This window comes from Paenibacillus sambharensis, assembly GCF_003233845.1.
GTDB lineage: Bacteria > Bacillota > Bacilli > Paenibacillales > Paenibacillaceae > Paenibacillus_I > Paenibacillus_I sambharensis.
Genome location: NZ_QKRB01000046.1, coordinates 122,913 through 146,612, shown reverse-complemented (window position 1 = coordinate 146,612; position 23,700 = coordinate 122,913). Strand labels below are relative to the sequence as shown.

The following is a 23,700-nucleotide window of genomic DNA, read 5'->3' as shown; positions in this document are numbered from 1 at the left end:
ACAAATTGATGATGGCTGATGGAGAAAACGAAACAACGGATGATTTTTATGATAGTATGTAGAGGATAGTAAGGGAGGAGGCGTGTTTGACACATGCGCACGATAAGAGAAAATCCGCTTGATGCCGGCTACGATATTTCCGCAGCTTCGTTCTCGAAGGTGCTTTTTGATACGATCAAGACAGGAATCATCAAGTCCAACCTCATCGCGATGTTCGCGGGGCTCAGTATGGCACTGCTCGTTCATCAGATCCCGTTCTTCGATAAAATCGGCAGCATCGTGCTGGCGCTGATCGGTTCGGCGCTTGTCATCGGCTCGGCAGGTGCCTTTAATAATTTGTACGACCGGGACATCGACATTATAATGGAACGAACCAAGAAGCGGCCGACGGTTACCGGTCAGATCACCACGAAAGCGGGACTGGCTCTCGGCTTTGTGATGGCGGCTGTGGGACTGGTCACATTATATTATGCTTCACCGCTTGCAGCGGTATTTGGTTTCCTGGGCTTGTTCCTCTACGTGGTTCCTTACACAATGTGGACGAAGCGTTCGACGATTTACAATACCGAGGTTGGCAGCCTTTCGGGGGCGACACCTCCGCTGATTGGCTGGGCTGCGATCTCGCCTGATATGATGCATACCGGCATCCTGGCGCTGTTCGTGATGATGCTGATCTGGCAGATGCCGCATTTCTACGCGATTGCGATCCGCCGGATGGAGGAATACCGCGCGGCCAAGGTTCCGATGCTGCCGGTTGTGAAGGGTCTTCGCAGAACGTACCTTCAGACGAACGTATATCTTGTGCTGCTGCTGCTCTCAAGCGTACTGTTTTGGGATTTCAGTCCATTCGTTGCTGTAACCGCGGGACTGCTCAGCCTTGCTTGGTTCGTGCTCAGTCTGGCCACCTACCGCCGCAAGCAGGCGGAAAGCTGGGCCAAGACGATGTTTATTTTCTCACTGAATCACATCACGGTGCTGCTGTTTATTATTATCGGATACTCACTGATTATGCCTTTGTTTAACTAAGCTAAATATATATCCGGCATCCCGCTCAGACTGCCCGGACACAGTGCGGTAACGCGCTGCGCCCGGTCTGAAGTGCAGGGGTGCTTTTTTTGCTGCCCGAAACAGCGGATTCAATGAAAATTTGGATACAGCGCACCTAATTACCGCATTTTGTCGTCTAACTGGGTAGAGATATTTTGCATGAAAGGCTGGGGACTCCATGAAGAAGTATTTCCTGCTTGGGCTCATGACTTTAATTGTGGTGCTGCTGAGCGGCTGTATGAAGGAGGAGGAGGTCGTCGTTCCCAAACCGGAGGATACGATGGCAGCCTACATAGACCACTGGGAGCAAGGGCAGTACGGAGAGATGTACGCGCTGCTGTCCGGTCAATCACAAGCAGCCATCACCAAGGATGAATTCGTCAAGCGGCATACATCGATCTATGAAGGAATCGGCATGCAGAATTTGAAGGTCGAGCTTGACCTGCCCGAAGAGGAAATCTTGGCAGAGGGAGCCGGTCAGACTAGACCGGTCAAGACACAACAAGTGGAGACAAGCACGAGCTACCCTTATCAAATGAGTATGGATACCTCGGCCGGTCCGGTTGAGGCCAAGGGCAAGCTGGAAGCGGTCAAGAACACGGAGACGAATGAGTGGATGATTAACTGGTCGCCTGCGCTGCTGTTTCCTTCCATGAAGGAGGGAGACAGAGTAACGGTTCGGACATTGAAGGCCCAGAGGGGCGGGCTGTATGACCGGTTCGGGCAGGGACTTGCTGTTAACGACAGCATGAAGGTGCTGGGTGTTGTGCCCGGGGAGCTGGGGGAAGACAGGGATAAGGCCATTGCAACGCTTGCGAAGCGTCTTGGCATGACAGAGGAGCAGATCCGCGGCAAGCTTGGGGCTTCATGGGTTAAGGACAATCTGTTCGTGCCGATTGCCAACCTGACCGGTGAACGGGCGAAGACAAGCTATAGTGACCTGTCAGGCGTCTCTATCCGCGAAGAGAGCGTAAGAACGTACCCTTACGGGGAAGCGGCTGCCCATCTGACAGGCTATATCCGCGAAGTCACGGCAGAGGATTTAGAGAAGAAGGCGGACAAGAATCTCGCCCCCGGCGATGTAATCGGCAAGGCAGGAATGGAGCTGGTCTATGAAGACCGCCTTAGGGGGCAGGATGGTCTGCGGATATCGATTCTTGCTGCTGACGGAAGCACGAGAGAAGTATTGACGGAAGCAGCTCCGGTACACGGGGAAGATATTTATGTTACCGTGGATGCGGATCTGCAGACGGCGATCTACGAAGCTTATGCCGGCGACTCGGGAACAGGCGCGGCTATACAGCCGCGGACAGGTGAAGTTCTGGCACTTGTCAGCAGCCCGTCGTATGATCCGAACGCCTTCATCCGGGGACTGTCCTCCGAGCAGTGGAAAGACTGGACCAATGACCCGGAGAAGCCGCTGCTGAACCGGTTTACAAGTCTATATGCTCCCGGATCGGTATTCAAGCCGATTACCGCAGCCATTGGCCTGCAGCTTGGTGTAACAACACTAGATGAGGAGAAGAGGATTGAAGGGCTGCGCTGGACGAAGGACGAAAGCTGGGGCAGCTACTATGTGAAGAGGGTTCGCAATGCGCCGGTCGAGAAGCTGGCGGATGCGATGGTGAATTCGGACAATATATTCCTGGCACAGGAAGCTGTTGAGATGGGGGCGGACAATTTCAGCCGGGAGGCGGAGAAGTTCGGCTTCGGACAGCCGCTGCCGGTTGCTTATCCTTTCCCTAAGGCGAGTCTGTCCAACAAGGGGATCACAAGCGAGATTCTGCTGGCTGATTCCTCCTATGGACAGGGTGAGGTGCAGATGACCTCGCTGCACTTGGCGCTGTCCTATACGCCTTTCATGAACGATGGGAAGCTGATCAAGCCCGTGTTCGAACTGCATGACCGGGTATCGGATGTCACCGGAGAGGCATGGGGAGACCCGCTAATGAATCCGGAAACGGCTCTGGCAGTTCATAATATGCTTCTGCAGGTTGTCGAGAACCCAAGCGGCACCGGTCACGGGGCATTAAAGCAGGGACGGAAGACTGCCGGCAAGACGGGAACAGCTGAGCTGAAGCGGAGCAAGGATGAGAAAGGGCAGGAGAATGGCTGGTTTGTCGTCTATGATGCCGATAACGCAGAGCTGCTGCTCAGCCTAATGGTAGAGAATGTTCAGGAGCGGGGCGGCAGTAAATATGTAGTGCAAAAGGCGGCGCCCGTTCTCCATAACTATCTAGATCAGCTGCGTTTTGATTGAATAATTCAAGTATGTTCCCACAATATTCATTTATTAGTTTTCCTGATAGCTATTATAAAATGTTAAGCTTTGACCGCTTCACACGGCTGTGTTACATTCAGATAAGTTAAACTGCGATTTTTGTAAAAAATTAATATTCGTTCGTTAGGTGAGGTGGGATTTAAGTTGGAACTTCAAGTGACTAACAGTCCATTCAATCAGGAGCAGGCAGAGCTGCTGAACCGTCTTCTTCCCGGGTTGACGGATGTGCAGCGGATGTGGCTCAGCGGGTATCTGACAGCGACACAGGGAGCAGCGCTGGCCGTACAGCCGGGCACAGCGGCAGCGCCGGCAGCAACAGCGGCGGCACCGGCTCCAGCGGCGCCTGTCTCCAAGGAAGTGACCGTGCTCTTCGGCTCCCAGACTGGGAACAGCCAGGGGCTCGCGAAGAAGGTAAGCAGCAAGCTCGAAGAGCAGGGCTTCCAGGTTACGCTGTCTTCGATGGGTGATTTCAAGACGAATAATTTGAAGAAAGTTCAGAACCTGCTGATCGTAGTCAGCACGCATGGTGAAGGCGAGCCGCCGGATAATGCGATCCCATTCTACGAATTCCTTCACAGCAAGCGGGCACCGAAGCTGGAAGGTTTGAAATATTCCGTACTGGCCCTCGGCGATCTCTCTTACGAGTTCTACTGCCAGACGGGCAAAGATTTCGACAAGCGGCTTGGCGAGCTCGGCGCAGAGCAGCTGACTCCGCGTGTGGACTGTGACGTCGACTTCGATGAGCCGGCTGCAGAGTGGATGAACCAGGTGCTGGATTCGCTGAGCGCGGGTTCGGCAGCTGTGTCCGTCAGCGTTGGTGAAACATCCGCGATCACCGGACCGTCGGTTGCTTCGGAGTATTCGCGGACCAACCCGTTCCGTGCTGAAGTTCTGGAGAACCTTAACCTTAACGGACGCGGCTCGGCGCGTGAGACTCGTCATATCGAGCTGTCGCTTGAAGGCTCCGGCCTCCAGTATGAGCCGGGAGACAGCCTGGGCGTCTATCCGGAGAACCATCCGCAGCTCGTTGAGGAACTGATTGCGGCGATGGGCTGGCAGGCAGACGAGGCGGTAACAATTAACAAGAACGGCGAGAAGACCTCCCTCTATGAGGCGCTTCGCACGCATTTTGAGATAACAGTATTGTCCAAGCCTCTGCTTGAGCAGGCGGGCAAGCTGGTTCCAGGCAGCAAGCTGAAGGATTTTGTCGAAGCTTCCAGCCAGCAGGAGCTGAGAGCGTATATTCAGAACCGTGATCTGCTTGATCTGGTTCAGGACTATGATTTGAAGGGTGTTCCGGCTGAGGAGTTCGTACAGGTACTTAGGAAAATGCCTGCCCGTCTCTACTCGATCGCGAGCAGCCCGCAGGCTTACCCGGATGAGGTTCATCTTACCGTTCGTACGGTTCGCTATGAGGCTAACGGGCGCAACCGTTATGGCGTATGCTCCACTCATCTGGCTGAGCGCGTGGCCGCAGGTGATTCCCTGCCGGTCTACATTCAGGCGAACCCGAACTTCAAGCTTCCGGAGAACCCGGATACACCGATTATTATGGTCGGTCCGGGAACGGGCGTTGCCCCGTTCCGCGCGTTCCTTGGCGAGCGTGAAGAGACCGGAGCAGAAGGCAAGACATGGCTGTTCTACGGCGACCAGCATTTTGCAACAGACTTCCTGTATCAGGTGGAGTGGCAGCGCTGGCTGAAGGATGGCGTGCTGACGCGTATGGATGTGGCGTTCTCGCGTGATTCCGCCGAGAAGGTATACGTACAGCACCGGATGCTGGAGAGAAGTGCCGAGCTGTACCAGTGGCTGCAGGAAGGCGCAGCAGTCTATGTGTGCGGCGATGAGAGCCAGATGGCACATGATGTTCACGCAACACTGCAGACGATTCTTATGCAAGAGGGCGGCATGAGCCCGGAGGAAGCGGCGGAATATCTGACCCGCTTGCAGCAGGACAAACGATATCAGCGGGATGTATATTAAGTCGGAGCCCCGGAAGGAGAGATAAGCATGTCACAGGAGAAGCATTATCCTCCGCACGATCGTCCGCACAGTGATGTTGAGGCGATCAAGCGCAGGAGTAACTATTTAAGAGGAAGCCTTACCGATACATTGGAAGACCGGATTACGGGATCGATCCCTGAGGACGATAACCGCCTGATGAAATTTCACGGCAGCTACATGCAGGATGACCGCGATCTGCGCAATGAACGGAACAAGCAGAAGCTTGAGCCTGCTTACCAATTCATGCTGCGTGTCCGTGCAGCGGGCGGCGTAGTAACGCCTGAGCAGTGGCTGATGATGGACCGTGTCGCACAGAAATATGCGAATGGCACGATCCGTTTGACGACACGCCAGTCTTTCCAGCTGCATGGTGTCCTCAAGTGGAACATGAAGAACACGATTCGTGAAGTGAACGAGTCGATGCTGAGCACGCTGGCGGCCTGCGGTGACGTTAACCGTAACGTCATGTGCAATCCGAATCCGTATCAGTCTGATGTGCATGGCGAGGTCTATGAGTGGTCCCGCAAGATCAGTGATCATCTGGACCCAAGAACAAGAGCTTATCACGAGATTTGGCTGGACGGGGAGAAGGTAATCGACTCCCGTGAGCTTGAAGGCGAGCAGGAGCCGATCTACGGACCGGTCTATCTGCCGCGTAAGTTCAAGATCGCGATTGCGGTTCCGCCATCCAACGACGTGGATGTATTCTCGCAGGATCTTGGCTTTATCGCGATCGTGGAAGACGGCAAGCTGAAGGGCTTCAACGTATCGGTAGGCGGCGGCATGGGTATGAGCCATGGCGATCCGAAGACCTACCCGCAGGTTGCACAGGTGATCGGCTTCTGTACTCCGGAGCAGGTCATTGAGGTAGCCGAGAAGACGGTTATGATTCAGCGCGACTACGGCGACCGTGCCGTGCGTAAGCATGCGCGGTTCAAATATACGATTGACGACCGGGGTATCGACTGGTTCATCGGCGAGCTGACGGAGCGTCTTGGCTGGCAGCTGCAGGATGCGCGCCCGTTCCACTTCGATTCCAACGGCGACCGTTACGGCTGGGTTAAGGGCAGCAATGGCAAATGGCATTACAACCTCTTCATCCAGAACGGCCGCGTTAAGGACGAGGATGGCTACCTGCTGATGACAGGCCTTCGCGAAATTGCGAAGATTCACGGTGGCGACTTCCGCCTGACAGCGAACCAGAACCTGATTATCGCCAATGTCAGCACGCAGAAGAAGAAGAAGATCGAAACGCTGATCAGCGAGTATGGCCTTACAGACGGAGCTCATTATTCGGCCCTTAAGCGTAATTCAATGGCTTGCGTATCGCTGCCGACCTGCGGTCTGGCGATGGCTGAATCGGAGCGCTATCTGCCTTCTCTGCTCGACAAGATCGAGCCGATGCTGGAGGAAGCGGGTCTGCGCGATGATGACATCGTCATTCGTATGACAGGCTGTCCGAACGGCTGCGCCCGGCCAATGCTGGCTGAAATCGCCTTTATCGGCAAGGCTCCCGGCAAGTACAACATGTACCTGGGCGGCGGATTTGCGGGACAGCGCCTGAACAAGCTGTACAAGGAGAATATCGGTGAAGCCGAGATTCTGGATTCACTGAAGCCGATTATCAGCCGCTACGCGAAGGAGCGCCATGAAGGCGAGCATTTCGGCGACTTTACCATCCGTGCGGGCTATGTGAAGGAAGTTCGCTGCGGACAGGAGTTCCACGCTTAAACCGGGTTGTTGCTTATATAAGAATAAGGGTAGGATACTGCAGATCATCTGCAGCATCCTACCCTTTGTTGTGTATATACAGACAGTATTCAGAGGCTTCTCGTCATACTAGCTCTCAGGATAAACTTCATCAGCGTTATCGTAGCGAAGCTTCTGGGAAGCCGTCTCGCTCTTGGATTGGAATGCCGCATGCTCACCTTTCATGTGAATATCGTTCTCATTCGATTCCTTGGCAGATGTGGACGGCGTATCTCCGTCTACGGCAGCATCCTGGTGGAGGTTCTGATGTCCATTATTGTGTGCCGGCATCTGTTGCACCATCCTCTCTAATCTGGACTCTTGTTACAGCAATTGTGCCCTAGGGAAGTCATGATTATTCAGCGGGTGGAAGCATTGGCTTAGCATGTAAGCGGTGGGTCGTTTGGGAGAGTGTTATTTAGCTATCAAGGTGATCTCCAGCTGGGTGTGATTACCGTGGAAATTATGGTATAATATGGGACTATAATTGATGTTCTTCTGTCTAACTTTCATTAAGTGATACAGGCTGGGCAGAGCACTTGTGTTGATAGATTAGGCCCGTATATGGAATAATGGTTGTGGTTGTTGACTGGGGAGTGGGCTTGTGAGAAAAATAGTTACCTTAATGATTGTTATTCTTCTAATTATGTTAATCGTAGCAGCGGCCTATTCCTTTAATACGCGTTCTGGGGAAGATCCCATAGATATCAGCTACAAGGGCTATGCCTATATGCCTGGCAACAGCTTTTACAGCCGAGAGGTTACGATTGCGCTAAAGGGCAGCTATGAAGCGGAGAATGATTCTTTTACCGGCTCCATGTCGGTCAACCGCGTTACGTTTACTGACTGTTCGCTGTCACCGTACTCGGGGCTGGTATGCAGCTATGAAGGCGGCAAAATCCGTAGCGGCACGGTGTATTTCAGCAGCGGCTTGAAGCAGTTGAGCATTCTGATAGGAAAAGGCCCGTTGTATTCCGCTATTGAAGAAAGCGGTGCCTACAATGGCGATCTAGTCATCACGATCCCTTCCTTCGACAGGGCTTCTGCGCTGCTGATTCATGACATGCTGAAGAATGAATTCCAGTCCAGACAGCAGACTGTTAAGGTTCCCTACAGCTAACTGTCCAGCCTCTGGGTACCTGGGCTTGTATGATTCAGAACAATTCCTCCAGGTTATGATAACTGGAGGAGGTGGTTACAATGGATCAATCACAAATCATTCAACAGTGTATTGATGAATGCTTGAAGTGTATGGAGGCCTGCAACACCTGCTATGATGCCTGTCTGAAGGAAGACAACATCGATATGATGCGCGAATGTATCCGTCTGGACAGAGAGTGTGCAGATATCTGTGCCTTTGCAGCCAGCGCCATGACCCGCCACAGCCCATTCTCGAAGCAGATCTGCGAGCTGTGTGCGACGATCTGTGAAGCATGCGGCAAAGAATGCCAGAAGCACAAAGCTGACCACTGCCAGCGTTGTGCAGAGGTTTGTTTCTCGTGTGCCGAGACTTGCCGTAAAATGGCTATGCAAATGCAATAATTCAAGGTCAAAAACCGGACTATCACATACGGCATAATATAATCAAGGCAAGGACGCTTCAGTGATCCTTGTCTTATTTGCTGTAAAATGCTTCTAACAGACTAGTGAATGAGTCCCAGGTTTGAGGTAAACTGTTCTCTTGAATATGTAGCTGGAACAGCAGAGGGAGAAGATGAGGACAGAATGGACAATGCAGTGAAGCAAGCGTGTTTTCGCCCCGGTCATAAACTTAGGCTGCGGGCAGCAGCCGGGTTAACGGCAATCATGATCGTGCTGTCGGGCTGCGGTGATGCGGCGAACACCGGTAAGACGAACGTCCCCGGGACAGAGAGCCGTGGTAATGCAGAAGCAGGGAGCGCCAGCGCAACTGGGGCCGGAGGAGAAGCGGTGGAGGTACAAGAGAAGGATAACGGGTCATCATCTGTCGATATGGAAATCATAACAAACGCTTCTGCAGAAAATGCACCCGAAGACCAGGGCAGTCCAGAGGCATGGATTCAAGCGACCGCAACCGCAGAAGAGGACAAGGTGGTCGTACAGGGGATAACGAACGTTGTGCCGGGTGCTGAGCTGTATGCGAATATCACGGCTAAAGGATATAATATGTGGGGCTATAACGACCGGGCAGAGGTCGAGGCGGACGGCAGCTTCCAGATGGAGATGGAGCGTCCGAGATTGAAGGACAGCACTGTGCTGGAGCTGGCGATTGAATTTGACCCATCCGGACAGTCTGCTGTACATGACCAGTATGGTCCGAATGGCGATAAACTTACGGGCCCGTATATACATAAGACAGAAGATGATGTAACAGTGAGCAAGCGGGCCGTGGCACTCATCCATATTGATTCCGACGCTCCAGCTTCGACTACATGGAAGACGGTGGAGCCGAGCAGGGATATTCCGGTGGATTACGGCGATCCGAATGTTTGGATTAAGCCGGAAGTAAGGCAGGAAGATGGCAAGTACATCATAAAGGCCGCGAGCAATTTGCTTGAAGGCACTGTAGTGAGAGCTGGTGTGGATATTCCGGATCATATCCATTACGGTTACAATGACACAGCTAACGTACAGCCGGACGGCTCGTTTGAACTGCAGATCGGTAAGCCGAAGAAGGCGGAGATGTTCTATCTGCTGCTCAGCGTGAAGCCGGATGACCAGACGGCCCGCTCGGTGATTAAAGCTTACGGAAGCAGCGGGGAGAATTTCTCTGGTGAGCTGCTGAAGATTGAGCAGACGGATGACGGCCCGGTAACCGGAATTGAGATGAAAATGAAGATAAACAACAGCTGACGCAGCTGGAATAAGACAGAAAACCGCCTGCCCGGTGTCGGGATGGCGGTTTTCTGTTCAGAACAGTCTGTTATGTAAGTGAATAGATGAGAACGGCGGTACCCGCGATAACACAGTACCACGAGAAGATTTTCAAATTGCCGCGTGCCATGATGTTCATGAACCAGCGTAAGGAGTAATACGATGCGACAAGTGAGCCGATGAATGCCAGAATGTAAGGAATCAGCAGGGTATCGAGATGCGGATCATTGGCCAGCTCCTCGAATTCGAGTACCATACCGCCCAGGCTGATCGGAATAAACATCAGGAAGGAGAAGCGGAGCGCTGTCGCCTGCTTCAAGCCTATGCCCATGGCAGCTACGATCGTGGCGCCCGAGCGGCTGATCCCGGGAATAAGCGCGACGGCTTGTCCCAGACCAATAATAATCGCATCCTTGATCGTAATCTCGCTTTCGCCCTTATGACCGCGCATGTTGCGAATCAGCCACAGGGCCAGAGCCGTAACGAGCAGCGTGGCACCGACGACAGTCAGCCCTTTCAGCCGGTCCGCGATAAAATCATTGAATAGTACGCCTGCCACACCTGCGGGAATGGTGGCAATGATAATGAAGACGATGAAACGGAAGTCGGATCTGTGCTCGGGATCCCGGTGTCTTATATAGAGCAGACCGCCTCGCGATAGACGGATGAGGTCCTCCCGGTAAACCAGCAGAACGGCAAGCAGGGAGGCGAAGTTAACCAGTACCTCGAAGCTCAGACCCTCAATCTTAAGCCCAAACAGATTTTGTGCGATGACCAGATGTCCGCTCGATGAGACAGGGATGGGCTCCGTAAAGCCTTGAAACAAACCTAGCATTGTGTACTTTAGCCATAACCATAGATCCATGAGTGTCGTATCCTCCTAGAATGACATGCTGCTGTTAAGCAGTCGGTGACGGTGTGTATCGGTTGCGCGTCAAATTGTATCATCACTGCCAGGATACTGCAACAAAATCTGCCCCTCTTCGTGATGAAAAGCACCGATTCCGGTATACGGATAGGCCGTCCCTTGGTATAGTTCCAACCTGCTTATCATAAAATGAGGTCAAGCCTATGTCAAAACAGGACAAGTATAGAGAAGAGGAAGGAATTCGTAACCGCTATTCCGAATACCTATAGTTGGCTTATTCCGATCACCGGCTCTGCACGCTAACATAACGAACAGCCTGGTGAAAAAGTTTGAGGATGATAGGGTTGTGTGTAATCAAAATTAGTAAATGATATCTAAAGGCCTATTACAGCACAGGGAGATACATATGGAGAATGCACTTATAGGAAGTTTGATTTCAGCGATGGCAACCGTGCTTGGGGCAGTGCCCTTGCTGTTTGTCCGGTCGCTGTCAGAGCACTGGAAGGATGTTCTGATTGCCTTCACGGCCGGAATCATGGTATCAGCCTCGATGTTCAGTCTGCTGCCGCAGGCGCTGGAGGAATCGAGCCTGCTGGCCGTGACCGTCGGCCTGCTGGTCGGAATCGTCGTACTGGATATTATAGAGAGGAATATTCCGCATATTGATGTGGAGAACGATAAGAGCGACAGCCCGTTTGACTATAAAACCTGGCTCGTTATGATCGCACTGATTTTACATAACATCCCTGAGGGCATGAGCACCGGCTTCAGCTATGCCAGCAGCAACGAAAGTCTGGGGCCAATGGTCGCCATAGCGATCGGGGCGCAGAATATGCCGGAGGGTCTTATTCTGGCGGTTTTCCTGCTGAACTCCAATGTTGGCAAGGGGAAGCTGTTCCTGATTGTCGCGTTAACCGGATTTATGGAGGTCATATCAGCAGGCATCGGATATTTTGCTGCCAGCTATGTGGTCTCTCTCATCGGGTATGGTCTCGCTTTTGCAGCAGGGGCGATGATGTTCATCGTTTATAAGGAGCTTGTACCCGAGTCACACAGTCATGGCTATGAGCGTCAGGCAACCTATTCGTTCATGTTCGGCCTGCTGCTCATGCTGTATATCAGTCACTGGTTCGGGTAAGGGAGCAAAGCTTGGGGGAGGCAGCGATGCCTCCCTCTTGTTATGCCGTCACCCTGTGAATTGAAACATATTGGCAGGTATAACGTAGTTATTGTACAGTACAGTTACGGAAGGGGTGTGTCAGTAATGGATACGATGCGGGTGATCGTGTATGAGAAGAAGACAGGCGGAGAACTGGTAACCATTGATGAGCGGAGATGGTCGGGGCTGATGATAGCCTCGCTTGAACATGCGAACTATATTACAATCGGCGGCAGGGAATACGAGACGGTAGAAGGGCGGCTTAATGTGGACCGCGAAACATTCGAGCTGCTGGTTGTTCCCATGCAGGGCTAGGACGGCCAAGTCGTTCTAAGGAGACCGGTCATTATCCAGCGGAAGGGAAGTGCAGGAATGAAAGAAGAAACGAGACGGCCGGCAGCTTCGCTGTTCTCGGCAGACGGCAAGCCGCTGCGTGTCTTATCGACCTCGCTCGGTATTGCGCTGCTCGCTAATACGATGCTGGTGCCAGGCGGCGCCGTTCAGGCATCCAGTGCCGAAGGGGATTCACCAAAGCTTGTGGAGTGGTCAACAGAAGAAGTCAAGGCGTTCTATGATCCGCAGGTCGATTGGAGCCTGCCTCTTCCAGCGAATGAAAGCACCGAGATTATTGAAGAGGACGGCCAGGGGGCAAGCGGCAGCGGCGGAACGACTATTATTCATTCGGGATTCGGCTGGGGCGATTTGATGCTGTATCATCTGCTGTTTAACCGCGGCGCGGCATATTCCTCAACCTCCTGGCATAACGACAAGCGATCGTACCGTGCGGGCAGCGGCGCGCCATACAAACCCAAGATGTACACGAGCGGCACGTTCCAGAATAAGCCGGTGACCGGCTCGGCTGTTCCTCCCAAGACCTCGAACAGCGCGGGCAAGATTACCCGCCGTTCAACCTCATCTTCGCCGGGAGGAATTGGCGGCAGCTCCAGCAGCATGAGCTCTTCAGGCTCTTCTTCAAGCTCGAAGTCAAGCTCCTCCAGCTCGTCGCGGTCAAGCGGGTTTGGCGGATGAGTGATACTGCTCCGGTGTTTGAAGTGTTTGGCGAGCCGTCATCTGACCGGAAGCAGCGCGTTCAGCAGCTTCGTGAGCTGGGCTTCGGCTGGGCCGACCTGGAAGAAGAGGCTTACTGGATTGACCAGGCCGCCGGGATGCGAAGGGATGTATACGATGATCTCATGACAGCTTCGGCGGGGCTGTGGCGGATATTTGATAAGGCAGCGCGTTATGTGATCCGGCGGCATGACCTCTACCAGCTGATTGGCATACCCGAGCTGCTCTGGGATCTGCTTGATGAGCTTCCGGTGAATGAGGAAGAAGGGATGATCAGCCGCTACGCCAGATTTGATTTTGCCGTGTCGGATTCTGGTGATATCAAGCTGCTTGAGCTTAACGCAGACACTCCGACAGGATATGCGGAGGCATCAGCGGCAACGCCATGGCTGTGCAGACAGCTGGGGCTTGATTCTCCCAATGAGCGGATGGCGGAGCTTGTTGCAGCAGCCTGGGCGGTGGAACAGCCGGAGGCAGCAGCCTGCGTGGCATACGGTTCTCATGTGGAGGATTCGGGTACAATTGAACTGCTCGCAAAGCACAGCGGTCTGGATGTGCGCTGTGTCGATTGTCTGGACCTCTGGGTTGATGAGGGTGTGCTGCGGGATGCGGAAGGGCGGGCGATCGAGCGGTTGTTTGCTCTGTACCCGAAGGAATGGATGGCTGTTGACGAGGGCGGCGATGCTCTGGCTTACGCGATCGAGACAGGGAAGCTCCAGCTGTTCAATCACCCTCATGCGATTATTCTGCAGTCCAAGGGATTGATGGCCGTTATCTGGGGCATGTATGAGCTTGGCCTCCTGTTCACGGCTTCCGAGCGGGATATGATAGCACGGTATATGCTGCCGACCTATAACAAGGCGGTCTTCGGCGGCAGCTTCGTATCGAAGTCGATGTTCGGACGCGAGGGCGGATCGGTTCAGCTGTTCGGGGCGGACGGCAGGCTGGAGCTGCGGGATGAGGACGGCTATGATACCAGCATCCTGTTTCCGCTTGTGTACCAGAAGCGGGCGGAGCTTGCGCGGGTTGCTACAGCGGCCGGGGATCTGCATCTGCTGACAGGTGTGTTCGTCATTAACGGCGAACCATGCGGCCTGCTGGGCCGGGCAGGCGGTCTGATAACCGGCAATACGAGCCATTTTATTGCTATAGGGGTGAGAGAGTAGATGATGCATGCGCAGAATGAACAAGGCGGGCAGGACGGACAGGGGCCTGTACCCGTGGAAATAGGCAGGTCTGCCGGGACAGGAAATAGGCGGCTAAGACATCATCTTAGCGGGCTGCGGCTGATAGGGATGCTGCTGGCGCTCCTGCTGGCTGCCGGCTGCGGGAACTCCCAATCCGTCTTCTATACGGGGTCTGAGACCGGGGAAGCTCTCCCAAGTACAGCTACAGTGCCCTGGGATTACCGGATTGTCGAAGGCAAGGTCGGTGACCTGATCGGAAGTGATATGACGGTGCTGCCGGACAATGAGATGCTGCCGAACGATGCAAATTATGCTACGGGAGATCCGGTATGGACCCTTCAGTATATGACAGCCGAGCTGGTAGCGGGACCGGATAACCGCAACGATCTGGTGCTGTCCTCCTGGCAGACCATCAAGTCGTACAAGACAGAAGCGGAGGCTAAGGCCGATCTGGAAGAATTGAAAGTGACGGTCACTACCGAGGTTGACCTGGTTGGCGTTTACAAGACAGAATACCAGGGGACAACCCGCAATTTCGCGGTACTGAGCCTTCCTTCGGGTCATGAGATCAAACAGCCGGTTAATGAGGAACGCTATGCCTCGCTTAAGGGCCAGAAGACAGCTAACGCAGTGCTGGAAGAAGTACATGATTATATTGATTACGATGCGGCTTATGCCAAGTTCAGGGGGTGGGCAGAGTGATAGTGGTGATGAATGTGGTTGTCAGCGTTGCGGTCATTATTGTGCTGCAGCTGCTGGGAATGTTAATTTTCAGCTGGATGACACCGTTTAACGATTTGGAGGAGCTTAAGAAAGGCAATCTGGCGGTCGGTCTGGCGCTTGGCGGCAAATTTATGGGAACAGCAATCATTCTTGGTGTGGCCGCTTATACGAATCATAGCATCTGGTTTATGATGCTGTGGTTCGCAGTCGGGTATGTCTGTCTCATTGTGACCTACTGGATATTTGAGCTCGCAACCCCGGGTCTTAAGCTCTCTGAGCATCTGAAGAACGGCAATGTCGCTGTTGGTGTACTGCTGTGCTTCGTGTTCATCGGCATGAGCTTTGCCATCAGCAGCTTGATTATATAGAGGCCCGGCAGTCATTCAGCAGTAACAGCATGGGCAATGACAGCCCGCAGGGCAGCCGTATCCGGTATGCAGAACCGGGTACGGCTGTTCTTTCTGTATGAGTTTGTACAGCAGCGGTCCGGCAGTCATCAGATGATAACAGTGGTTATAACCACTAACTTACTGGGATTCCCAGTAAACGAAACAAAAGTCCATGATGAAAACAAGAATGTCCATTCCAGCATTTGAATTATCGTGTAGAATAGTTGGAGGTGATAATGATTATCACTTGCGTTTGGTTCTACAGCATCACAAGCAGATCTAGCAGAAGCCTTACCAAGGACAGCAGGCAGTCATAATCTGTTGTAGGGCAGCAGCTCGCTTATAGGGGAGCTGCAGGCAGTACGGCATTTTTTTACAGGCTCTATTGAGAATGATTATCCATTACAGTCCAAAGGAAGTCCTATGAAAAAACGATATCTCTGGCTTGCGCTCATCGTATTATCGGTTACTTCGGTATTCGTCGGCGTTAAGAACATTACCCCGCTCGACTTGTTCAGCCTTACGGAAGACCAACAGCATATTCTGCTTGTCAGCAGACTGCCCCGGCTGATCAGCATCATAATCGCAGGGGTGAGCATGAGTATCATTGGCCTGATCATGCAGCAGCTTACCCGCAATAAGTTTGTCTCGCCGACTACGGCGGGAACGATGGACTCAGCGAGGCTGGGCATCCTGGTAGCCATGCTGCTGTTCACTTCCGCTTCACCGCTCGAGAAGATGCTTGTAGCCTTCGTCTTTGCGCTGGCAGGGACCTTCGTATTCATGCGGATTCTGGATAAGGTGAAGTACAAGGATGCGATCTTCATCCCGCTCGTAGGCCTCATGTTCGGGAGCATCATTGGCTCGGTTACGACTTTCTTTGCTTACAAGCATGACCTGATCCAGAATATATCATCCTGGCTGCAAGGGGACTTCTCGATGGTCCTGAAAGGCCGCTACGAGATGTTATACATAAGTATTCCGCTTGTCATTATTGCCTACTTGTACGCGAACCGTTTCACGATTGCCGGCATGGGCGAGGAGTTCTCAACTAATCTCGGCTTAAAGTACAAGCAGGTTGTCAATATTGGCCTCATTCTCGTGGCCGCGGTTACCTCGGTCGTCCTGCTGACGATTGGCTCGATTCCGTTCCTCGGGCTCATTATCCCGAATATCGTAACGATCTACATGGGGGACAACCTGAAGAAGGTGCTGCCGCATACAGCGCTTCTCGGAGCGGTGTTCGTGCTTGCTTGCGATATTCTGGGCCGAGTCATTATTTACCCGTATGAAATTCCAATCGGGCTTACGGTTGGGGTCATCGGCAGCGGCATATTCGTTTACTTACTCATGAGAAGAAGGGCATTCGCATGACATTAAAATGGAAATTCAGCCTGCTGGCTGCCGCAGCTGCCGCTTGTGCACTGCTGTTCATCCTCTGGAATGTGATCGGCAGCTGGGATTATGTAGTACCCCGCCGGTCGCTGAAGATCGCGGCGATTATTCTTACTGGCGGCGCGATCGCCTTCTCGACGGTCGTGTTCCAGACATTGACGAACAACCGGATCCTGACGCCAAGTATTATCGGACTCGATTCGCTCTATATGCTGATCCAGACGGGCATTATCTTCCTGTACGGATCGGCGAGCATTAACATGCTGAACAAGAACATCAACTTTATCTTCTCAGCTGTCTGCATGATTCTGTTTGCAGGTCTGCTCTATAGGTTACTGTTCCGGCGCGAGGGGCAAAATATATATTTTCTGCTGCTTGTCGGCATTATTCTGGGAACCTTCTTCGGCAGCGTTACAACGTTCATGCAGGTACTGCTGGACCCGAATGAGTTTGCGATTGTGCAGGACCGGATGTTTGCGAGCTTCAACAACGTGAACACGGACCTTCTGGTACTGTCGCTTATTGTGGTGGCGCTGGTCAGCCTGTACAGCCTGCGCTACACGAAGTATCTGGATGTGCTGTCGCTGGGCCGCGAGCATGCGGTAAACCTCGGGGTGAACTATGATCACGTCGTTAAGCGGCTCCTGATGGTCGTTGCCGTGCTCATCTCGGTAGCTACTGCGCTCGTAGGGCCGATTACCTTCCTTGGCCTGCTGGTTGCGAATGTTGCCTATCAGTTCTTCGGTACATACCGTCACAGCGTTCTGATCCCGGGCTCGATGCTGATCAGCATCATTGCGCTTACGGGCGGACAGTTTATCGTGGAACGTATCTTTACCTTCTCGACTACGCTCAGCGTCATTATCAATTTTGTCGGGGGCGTATACTTCATATATCTGCTCTTGAGGGAGAATAAGTCATGATTGAAGTGAAGAATGTTTCCAAGAAATATGGGAACAAGACCGTGGTAGAGCCGGTGTCCGTCAACGTTGCCAAGGGAAAGATCACCTCTTTCATCGGACCGAACGGCGCAGGCAAGAGTACGCTTCTGTCCATGATGAGCCGCCTGATTACGAAGGACAGCGGAGAGGTTCTGATTGACGGCGTGGAGCTCGGGAAGAGCAAGAGCAGTGATCTGGCGAAGAAAATATCGATCCTGAAGCAGTCCAATCATCTGAATGTCCGCTTGTCAGTCCGTGATCTTGTCGCATTCGGCCGCTTCCCGTATTCGCAGGGCAGGCTGAACAAGGAGGATTGGGTGTTCGTCGATGAAGCCATCCGGTACATGGAGCTGGATGATATGCAGGACAAGTTCCTGGACCAGCTGAGCGGCGGCCAGAAGCAGCGCGCTTTTATCGCGATGACGCTTGCCCAGGATACCGAATATATTCTGCTGGATGAGCCGCTTAATAATCTGGACATGAAGCATTCCGTACAGATTATGAAGGTGCTGCGCAGACTTGTTGATGAGCTTGGGAAGACCATTGTCATTGTCATTCATGACATCAACTTTGCCTCCTGCTACTCGGACCACATCGTGGCACTGAAGAACGGCCGGATTGTAAAGGAAGGGCCAACCGATGCGATGATCGACACGAATGTGCTTCGTGAGGTTTATGACATGGACATTCCGGTGCAGACCATCGGCGACCATAAAATCTGCGTTTATTTTGCTTAGCTTAACAAGCAGCTGAACAACTGGATAAAACTTATTCAGGCGGAGACGTCCGTCCGGATAAATTTTATATATATTACATTATTATAGGGGTGTGAAGCATGAGCAAGAAATTATCTATTCTTATCCTTACTGTCATTATGGCTGTGCTGGTAGCCGCATGCGGCGCTGGTAACAGCAACAATACGAACACGGCACCGGCCAATAATACGACTGGTGCTGCTGCTGAGAACACTGCAGCGAATGCACCGGCAGAAGCAGCCGAGACCGCAGAGCTGACGATTAAGCATCAATATGGCGAAACGAAAGTAGCGAAGAATCCTGAGAAGGTTGTAGTATTTGACTTTGGCGTACTGGATTCCCTGGACAAGCTGGGCGTTGAGGTTACCGGTGTACCGCAGGCGAATATCCCGCCTTACCTGGAGAAGTTTACGGATACAAAATATGAGAACGTCGGCAGCCTGAAGGAGCCGGATTTCGAGCGGATCAGTGCAATCCAGCCTGACCTGATCATTATCTCCGGCCGTCAAGGTGAAGCTTATGAAGAGCTTACCAAGCTTGGACCTACGATCTTCATGGGTGTTGATGCAAACCGCTACATGGAATCATTCGAAGAGAACATGAAGACACTTGGCGACATCTTCGGCAAGGAAGCGGAAGTAGAGCAGGAGCTTGCTGCAGTTGAGCAGTCAGTTGCCGATCTGAAGGCGAAAGCGGAAGCAAGCGGCAAGAAGGCGCTAATCATTCTGGCACAGGATGGCAACATCAGCGCATATGGCCCGGGTTCCCGTTTCGGCATCATCCATGACGTATTTGGATTCGAAGCAGTAGACCCTGATATCAAAGTGGACACGCACGGCCAGAGCATCTCGTCCGAGTACATTGTAGAGAAGAACCCGGATTACCTGTTCGTTATTGACCGTGCAGCTGTAGTGGGCGGCGAATCTTCCGCCAAGCAGACTGTAGAGAACGAGCTGGTTAAAGGAACCAAAGCGGCGCAGGAAGGCCACATTTTCTACCTGAACCCTAACTACTGGTACCTGTCCGGCGGCGGCCTGGTTTCGGTTTCCGAAATGGTGAACGAAATCGCAGCTACTCTGGAGTAATTGAATTGTATCTGTACCTGAGAAGGAGCCTCCTATCCATTCGGATTGAGAGGCTCCTTTGTTATTTGTCTGCTGTTAACTGTTAAATTGTCTATAGCTGCCGCGGGGCAGGCCCCGTAGAGTCACCAAGCAGCACACGGGATGAGATTCGAATATTCTCGAAGGGCCGGTGCGGATTACCCATCCGCCACAGCAGCTGCTCGAATGCACGCTGACCGAGCTCACTGCCGATCGCCTTCACAGTAGAGAGACGGAGCTGTACAGGGGAGGAATCCCACCATCTTGTCATATGGTCAAAGCCGGTCACCGACATCTGGCCGGGTACCCGGATATTCATCTGCGCCAGAATTTTATTCAGCTGCAGGGCGATCAGATCATTCGCGCAGACGAATGCGCTCGGAAGCCTAGGCATAGCGCGGATGGCAGGCTCAAGCTCATCCAGGCTGTAATAATGCTTGGGCATAGGCGCAACCAGGCAGTGTTCGGGCAGCACGCTGACGCCTGCATCCAACAGAGCCCGCTTGAAGCCCAGCCAGCGTTCCGTAAAGGAGCGGCAGTTGGCGATGTCGCCAATGAACCCGATTTCCCGATGCCCATGCTGAAGCAGGTGTTCCGTTAACTCATATACACTCTGCTCGCATTCCATCAGAACCACATCACAGTACAGGTCGTTAGTTCCAGTCCGGCAGTATCCGTCAATGGATACAACAGGCATATCCAGCTCCTGAACCGCCTTGACGTAATGATAGTCGGTCAGCCCGGCAAGCAGAATACCGCCAAGCCGGGGATGCGTCAGCTTGTTCAACAGGCTGCCTTTCTCTGCATCCTGCGCCGAGGCAAAATGAAAGACCATCTCATAGTTATGGCGTCTCGCCGCTTCCTCCACACCGCGCAGCACATCCATCCAATACCCTTCATGCAGGACATCCATCGCCGAATTTATGAGAAAAGCGAATGCTCTTCGCTGCTCGTTTTCACCGCTGGATATAACGGGAGTCGTGCTTGCTGAGCCAGCCTCCGAACCCGAATGAGTGCCGGGGTAGGTTGAAGCGTCAGATTCCGTTATCCGACCGTGACGGCTGCCGGAAGCAGTCTCACCAGTATGCGGCTTAAGCTTATCCTTAAATGACTTGTAGCCGACTCGCTCCGCGGCTTCCATGACAGCCCGCCTGGTTTCTTGAGGAACGCTTGGATGCTGGTTCAGTGCCTTGGAAACAGTCGTACGGGATATATTTAGCATTTTGGCTATGTCTTGTGTAGTATATTTCTTCTTCATCAGGTCCACCCCGGCGGTCAATATCGTAACAACTATTGTCTATTATAACAGATTGTAAGGATGATTTACGTTTTTAACGTATGTAAGGAGTGAACACTCAATTAATTGAACAATTTGAACATAAATATCTGTGCAAAGTGTATACTTTGTTAATTCAGGCCGTTATAATAGGGGCAAAAGCCGATAGAGGCTTACCTTATTGCTAATCGTAAACCAACAGCTCAGGGGAATAATAATCTATTATGCCGGATAACGGCACACTTACAGGAGGTACGCCATGATCGAGAAGCGGCAGGCACTTACGAACTGGAGGTTTAAGGCGGCAGATGAAACGGAATGGCTGCAGGCTGTCGTTCCCGGATGTGTACACACAGATTTGCTGCGCAGCGGGAGGATTGATGCACCCTTCTATGGAACGAACGAGCGGGGTCTGCAGTGGATTGACAAGAAGGATTGGGAGTATGAAACATCGTTCGAGATAGCGGAAGATATGCTGAGGCTTCCGCATATTGAGCTTGTCTTTGACGGTTTGGATACTTATGCGGATGTCAGCGTTAACGGCAAGCATGTGCTTTCTGCAGATAATATGTTCCGTGTATGGAAGGCTGATGTGAAACAGCTTCTTCAGGCCGGCATAAACCGGCTGCATATCCGGTTCCGTTCCCCGATCATGGAGGACCTCCCGAAGCTGGAGAAGCTCGGCTATCCGCTGCCGGCAACGAACGACCAATCGGAAACTGGGGGGCTTGGAGATAAGAAGGTCAGTATCTTTGCGCGCAAAGCTCCATATCACTATGGCTGGGACTGGGGACCGCGTTTTGTGACCAGCGGAATTTGGCGCGAAGTACGTCTGGAGGCGTGGACAGGCGGCCGGATCACCGACCTGTTCATCCGCCAGGATCAGATATCCGCCCTGGAAGCAAGGGTGACCGCTGTGATTGAGATCGAAACGGATACTGTCTGGTCTGGCACGCTGCAGCTGAGAACGGAAGGATTCAACTGGCACAAGGAAGTGCGGCTTTCGGCCGGTGTCAATACAGTTGAGCTGGAAGCTGTGATCCGCGAGCCGGAGCTTTGGTGGAGCAGGGGGCTTGGTAAGCAGCGGCTGTACACGTTCACAGTCTCGCTTCATGACGGCGGCCGTGAAGTGGCGAGCCGCAGTGCTCGAACCGGACTGCGGTCTATCCGGCTGGTGCGGGAGAAGGATGCTGAAGGAACCAGCTTCTATTTTGAGCTTAATGGCAAGCCGGTCTTCGCCAAGGGTGCCAATCATATTCCGAATGACAGCTTCGTTACCGAGGTGACGGAGGAACGTTACCGGCATGAAATCGCAAGTGCGGTACAGTCCAACATGAATATGATTCGTGTCTGGGGCGGGGGGATCTATGAAGCAGACCGCTTCTACGAGCTGTGTGACGAATACGGCCTGCTGGTCTGGCAGGACTTCATGTTTGCCTGCAGTATGTATCCGGGAGACGGAGCCTTTCTTGAGAATATCCGGATCGAAGCAGAGCAGAATGTGAAGCGTCTGCGCAATCATCCGTCCATCGCACTCTGGTGCGGCAATAATGAGATTGACTCGGCATGGGCCCATTACGACGAGAATGCGGGCTGGGGCTGGAAGCAGCAGTATACACAGGAGCAGCGCGAGAAGCTGTGGGCCGATTATGAGGCGATATTCCACCGGATTCTTCCGCTGGCAGTGAGCACATTTGATCCGCTGGCCGATTATTGGCCGTCCTCACCGATGCAGGATCTGACCGGCGATATTCATCAGCATGCCCATCCGGAGACATCCACTGGAGACATTCATTATTGGGGCGTATGGCACGCTGTTGAGCCGTTCGAGAATTACAAGTCCAAGCTGGGCCGCTTCATGAGCGAATACGGGTTCCAGTCGTTCCCGGAAGAGCGGACGGTCCGCTCCTATGCAGAGGAAGCAGACATGGAGCTGGAGTCGGATGTAATGGTCTGTCACCAGCGGCATAATTCCGGCAACAGGCTGATTAAAGAGTATATGGACATGTATCTTAAAAATCCGAAGGACTTCCCGTCCTTCCTGTATATGAGCCAGGTGCTGCAGGGAGAGGCCATGAAGATGGCCGTTGAAGCCCACCGCCGCCGGAAGCCTTACTGTATGGGCACCCTTTACTGGCAGCTGAATGACTGCTGGCCGGTTGCGTCCTGGGCGAGCATGGATTATTACGGACGCTGGAAGGCTGCCCAGTATTATATCCGGTCAAGCATGAAGGATATTGCCGTCTCCATAGATTCTGAAGACAGCCGGGTTGACCTTCATGTGATGACGGACCTTCCGGAAGCATTCGATGGCACACTGCTTATCAACGCTTACAAGTTTGACGGTACAGTCATTCGTTCGCTGGCTGTTGCGGCTGTGCTTCAGCCTAACAGCACGGCGGTGGTTTACTCCGCACCGGCCGTAGAGCTTTATGGCGAGTATGATCCGGCAGAGGTTGTTCTGCAGGCGACACTCACTAGCGGAAGCGAGATTCTGGACCGTAAGGAGCACTATTTTGTACCCGCGAAGGAAATTAAGCTGGCGAAGCCGGCAGTTCAAATCACGGAGTTGCAAGGCGCGGAGGGAATAGCGTACCGGCTGGAAACGGATGTGCTTGCAAAGCAGGTATGGCTGCAGGCAGCACAGGAAGGGATCTTCACTGATAATTTCTTCGATCTGGTGCCGGGCGTGCCTGTAACTGTGCAGTTTCTGGCCCGTGATCTGGACGGTAAGGCGTTTGCACCGGCTGCGGCAGAGTCGCTGAAGCTGCACTCGATGGCTGATTTTGTGTCGCTAGCGTGAATATACATGGGGTGTCCCTTAGTCATCGTAGATGACTAAGGGACACCCCTTTTCAATCCACAATAATACGTATGCATGACGGGCAAACTGATATATTTG

21 protein-coding genes are annotated in these 23,700 nt (G+C 52.9%); 18 read left to right on the top strand and 3 right to left on the bottom strand.

The features are described 5' to 3' along the window. Positions 1-93 precede the first annotated feature (93 nt). The 4 genes from cyoE (at position 94) to cysI (ending at position 7,063) form a co-directional block, all read left to right on the top strand. Positions 94-1,026 (top strand): heme o synthase, encoded by a 933-nt coding sequence (gene cyoE, locus DNH61_RS15405; RefSeq protein WP_111147573.1) that lies wholly within the window; start codon positions 94-96, stop codon positions 1,024-1,026. A 199-nt stretch (positions 1,027-1,225) separates the two neighbouring features. Beyond that, the gene (locus DNH61_RS15400) at positions 1,226-3,307 is read left to right on the top strand and encodes a penicillin-binding transpeptidase domain-containing protein (protein WP_111147572.1); all 2,082 of its coding nucleotides are present in this window, start codon (positions 1,226-1,228) and stop codon (positions 3,305-3,307) included. A gap of 165 nt (positions 3,308-3,472) precedes the next feature. Continuing rightward, positions 3,473-5,311, top strand: a complete 1,839-nt coding sequence (locus DNH61_RS15395) for an assimilatory sulfite reductase (NADPH) flavoprotein subunit (RefSeq protein ID WP_111147571.1) — start codon at positions 3,473-3,475, stop codon at positions 5,309-5,311. Between the two features lie 27 nt (positions 5,312-5,338). Then, positions 5,339-7,063 (top strand): assimilatory sulfite reductase (NADPH) hemoprotein subunit, encoded by a 1,725-nt coding sequence (gene cysI, locus DNH61_RS15390; RefSeq protein ID WP_111147570.1) that lies wholly within the window; start codon positions 5,339-5,341, stop codon positions 7,061-7,063. A gap of 108 nt (positions 7,064-7,171) precedes the next feature. On the opposite strand, the gene DNH61_RS15385 is transcribed toward cysI, so the two are convergent. Further along, a complete protein-coding gene (locus DNH61_RS15385) occupies positions 7,172-7,372 on the bottom strand; it encodes a hypothetical protein (RefSeq protein ID WP_111147569.1) in 201 nt (66 codons plus the stop codon). Between the two features lie 313 nt (positions 7,373-7,685). On the opposite strand from DNH61_RS15385, the gene DNH61_RS15380 reads away from it, so the two are divergent. The 3 genes from DNH61_RS15380 to DNH61_RS15370 all read left to right on the top strand — a co-directional run bounded on the left by DNH61_RS15380 (position 7,686) and on the right by DNH61_RS15370 (position 9,913). After that, positions 7,686-8,201 (top strand): hypothetical protein, encoded by a 516-nt coding sequence (locus tag DNH61_RS15380; RefSeq protein ID WP_146241044.1) that lies wholly within the window; start codon positions 7,686-7,688, stop codon positions 8,199-8,201. A gap of 80 nt (positions 8,202-8,281) precedes the next feature. After that, complete coding sequence (locus DNH61_RS15375) at positions 8,282-8,623, top strand: four-helix bundle copper-binding protein (RefSeq protein ID WP_111147567.1); 342 nt, start codon at positions 8,282-8,284, stop codon at positions 8,621-8,623. A 183-nt stretch (positions 8,624-8,806) separates the two neighbouring features. Beyond that, positions 8,807-9,913: a hypothetical protein gene (locus DNH61_RS15370; protein WP_146241042.1), complete on the top strand. Its 1,107-nt coding sequence runs from the start codon at positions 8,807-8,809 to the stop codon at positions 9,911-9,913. A gap of 70 nt (positions 9,914-9,983) precedes the next feature. Here DNH61_RS15370 and DNH61_RS15365 read toward each other — a convergent pair whose 3' ends face one another. After that, positions 9,984-10,799 (bottom strand): undecaprenyl-diphosphate phosphatase, encoded by an 816-nt coding sequence (locus tag DNH61_RS15365; RefSeq protein ID WP_111147565.1) that lies wholly within the window; start codon positions 10,797-10,799, stop codon positions 9,984-9,986. Positions 10,800-11,208: 409 nt separating this feature from the next. Between DNH61_RS15365 and DNH61_RS15360 the strand changes: the two genes are divergently transcribed. From DNH61_RS15360 to DNH61_RS15310, 10 genes are all read left to right on the top strand, one after another. Beyond that, complete coding sequence (locus DNH61_RS15360) at positions 11,209-11,940, top strand: ZIP family metal transporter (RefSeq protein ID WP_111147564.1); 732 nt, start codon at positions 11,209-11,211, stop codon at positions 11,938-11,940. 126 nt (positions 11,941-12,066) lie between these two features. Beyond that, complete coding sequence (locus tag DNH61_RS15355) at positions 12,067-12,276, top strand: hypothetical protein (protein ID WP_111147563.1); 210 nt, start codon at positions 12,067-12,069, stop codon at positions 12,274-12,276. A gap of 57 nt (positions 12,277-12,333) precedes the next feature. Then, the gene (locus DNH61_RS15350; protein WP_111147562.1) at positions 12,334-12,990 is read left to right on the top strand and encodes a hypothetical protein; all 657 of its coding nucleotides are present in this window, start codon (positions 12,334-12,336) and stop codon (positions 12,988-12,990) included. Then, positions 12,987-14,195: a glutathionylspermidine synthase family protein gene (locus tag DNH61_RS15345; protein WP_111147561.1), complete on the top strand. Its 1,209-nt coding sequence runs from the start codon at positions 12,987-12,989 to the stop codon at positions 14,193-14,195. Before DNH61_RS15350 ends, DNH61_RS15345 begins: the two co-directional genes overlap by 4 nt. Next, positions 14,196-14,918: a signal peptide protein gene (locus tag DNH61_RS15340; protein WP_425452254.1), complete on the top strand. Its 723-nt coding sequence runs from the start codon at positions 14,196-14,198 to the stop codon at positions 14,916-14,918. It abuts the gene before it with no gap. Then, complete coding sequence (locus DNH61_RS15335) at positions 14,915-15,307, top strand: DUF350 domain-containing protein (protein WP_111147560.1); 393 nt, start codon at positions 14,915-14,917, stop codon at positions 15,305-15,307. The genes DNH61_RS15340 and DNH61_RS15335 overlap by 4 nt, the downstream gene beginning before the upstream one ends. A gap of 444 nt (positions 15,308-15,751) precedes the next feature. Next, the gene (locus DNH61_RS15325; protein ID WP_111147558.1) at positions 15,752-16,702 is read left to right on the top strand and encodes an ABC transporter permease; all 951 of its coding nucleotides are present in this window, start codon (positions 15,752-15,754) and stop codon (positions 16,700-16,702) included. Continuing rightward, positions 16,699-17,646 carry an iron chelate uptake ABC transporter family permease subunit gene (locus DNH61_RS15320; RefSeq protein WP_111147557.1) on the top strand — a complete coding sequence of 316 codons (948 nt, stop codon included), beginning with the start codon at positions 16,699-16,701 and terminating at the stop codon, positions 17,644-17,646. Before DNH61_RS15325 ends, DNH61_RS15320 begins: the two co-directional genes overlap by 4 nt. Next, positions 17,643-18,401: an iron ABC transporter ATP-binding protein gene (locus DNH61_RS15315; protein ID WP_111147556.1), complete on the top strand. Its 759-nt coding sequence runs from the start codon at positions 17,643-17,645 to the stop codon at positions 18,399-18,401. Before DNH61_RS15320 ends, DNH61_RS15315 begins: the two co-directional genes overlap by 4 nt. Before the next feature lie 98 nt (positions 18,402-18,499). Beyond that, on the top strand, positions 18,500-19,504 hold the full coding sequence (locus DNH61_RS15310) for a siderophore ABC transporter substrate-binding protein (protein WP_111147555.1): 1,005 nt from the start codon (positions 18,500-18,502) through the stop codon (positions 19,502-19,504). A 91-nt stretch (positions 19,505-19,595) separates the two neighbouring features. Here DNH61_RS15310 and DNH61_RS15305 read toward each other — a convergent pair whose 3' ends face one another. Further along, the gene (locus DNH61_RS15305; RefSeq protein WP_111147554.1) at positions 19,596-20,780 is read right to left on the bottom strand and encodes a LacI family DNA-binding transcriptional regulator; all 1,185 of its coding nucleotides are present in this window, start codon (positions 20,778-20,780) and stop codon (positions 19,596-19,598) included. 277 nt (positions 20,781-21,057) lie between these two features. Here DNH61_RS15305 and DNH61_RS15300 point away from each other — a divergent pair, with 277 nt between their 5' ends. Next, positions 21,058-23,601, top strand: a complete 2,544-nt coding sequence (locus DNH61_RS15300) for a beta-mannosidase (RefSeq protein WP_111147553.1) — start codon at positions 21,058-21,060, stop codon at positions 23,599-23,601. Positions 23,602-23,700: the final 99 nt, after the last annotated feature.

Excerpts from the sequence above, each read along its gene's own strand:
- DNH61_RS15385 (WP_111147569.1), bottom strand. The coding sequence starts at position 7,372 with ATGCCGGCACACAATAATGGACATCAGAACCTCCACCAGGATGCTGCC.
- DNH61_RS15360 (WP_111147564.1), top strand. The coding sequence starts at position 11,209 with ATGGAGAATGCACTTATAGGAAGTTTGATTTCAGCGATGGCAACCGTG.
- DNH61_RS15365 (WP_111147565.1), bottom strand. The coding sequence starts at position 10,799 with ATGGATCTATGGTTATGGCTAAAGTACACAATGCTAGGTTTGTTTCAA.
- DNH61_RS15370 (WP_146241042.1), top strand. The coding sequence starts at position 8,807 with ATGGACAATGCAGTGAAGCAAGCGTGTTTTCGCCCCGGTCATAAACTT.
- DNH61_RS15355 (WP_111147563.1), top strand. The coding sequence starts at position 12,067 with ATGGATACGATGCGGGTGATCGTGTATGAGAAGAAGACAGGCGGAGAA.
- DNH61_RS15325 (WP_111147558.1), top strand. The coding sequence starts at position 15,752 with ATGAAAAAACGATATCTCTGGCTTGCGCTCATCGTATTATCGGTTACT.
- DNH61_RS15300 (WP_111147553.1), top strand. The coding sequence starts at position 21,058 with ATGATCGAGAAGCGGCAGGCACTTACGAACTGGAGGTTTAAGGCGGCA.
- DNH61_RS15400 (WP_111147572.1), top strand. The coding sequence starts at position 1,226 with ATGAAGAAGTATTTCCTGCTTGGGCTCATGACTTTAATTGTGGTGCTG.
- cysI (WP_111147570.1), top strand. The coding sequence starts at position 5,339 with ATGTCACAGGAGAAGCATTATCCTCCGCACGATCGTCCGCACAGTGAT.
- DNH61_RS15320 (WP_111147557.1), top strand. The coding sequence starts at position 16,699 with ATGACATTAAAATGGAAATTCAGCCTGCTGGCTGCCGCAGCTGCCGCT.
- DNH61_RS15315 (WP_111147556.1), top strand. The coding sequence starts at position 17,643 with ATGATTGAAGTGAAGAATGTTTCCAAGAAATATGGGAACAAGACCGTG.
- DNH61_RS15340 (WP_425452254.1), top strand. The coding sequence starts at position 14,196 with ATGATGCATGCGCAGAATGAACAAGGCGGGCAGGACGGACAGGGGCCT.
- DNH61_RS15350 (WP_111147562.1), top strand. The coding sequence starts at position 12,334 with ATGAAAGAAGAAACGAGACGGCCGGCAGCTTCGCTGTTCTCGGCAGAC.
- DNH61_RS15375 (WP_111147567.1), top strand. The coding sequence starts at position 8,282 with ATGGATCAATCACAAATCATTCAACAGTGTATTGATGAATGCTTGAAG.
- DNH61_RS15305 (WP_111147554.1), bottom strand. The coding sequence starts at position 20,780 with ATGAAGAAGAAATATACTACACAAGACATAGCCAAAATGCTAAATATA.
- DNH61_RS15310 (WP_111147555.1), top strand. The coding sequence starts at position 18,500 with ATGAGCAAGAAATTATCTATTCTTATCCTTACTGTCATTATGGCTGTG.
- cyoE (WP_111147573.1), top strand. The coding sequence starts at position 94 with ATGCGCACGATAAGAGAAAATCCGCTTGATGCCGGCTACGATATTTCC.
- DNH61_RS15345 (WP_111147561.1), top strand. The coding sequence starts at position 12,987 with ATGAGTGATACTGCTCCGGTGTTTGAAGTGTTTGGCGAGCCGTCATCT.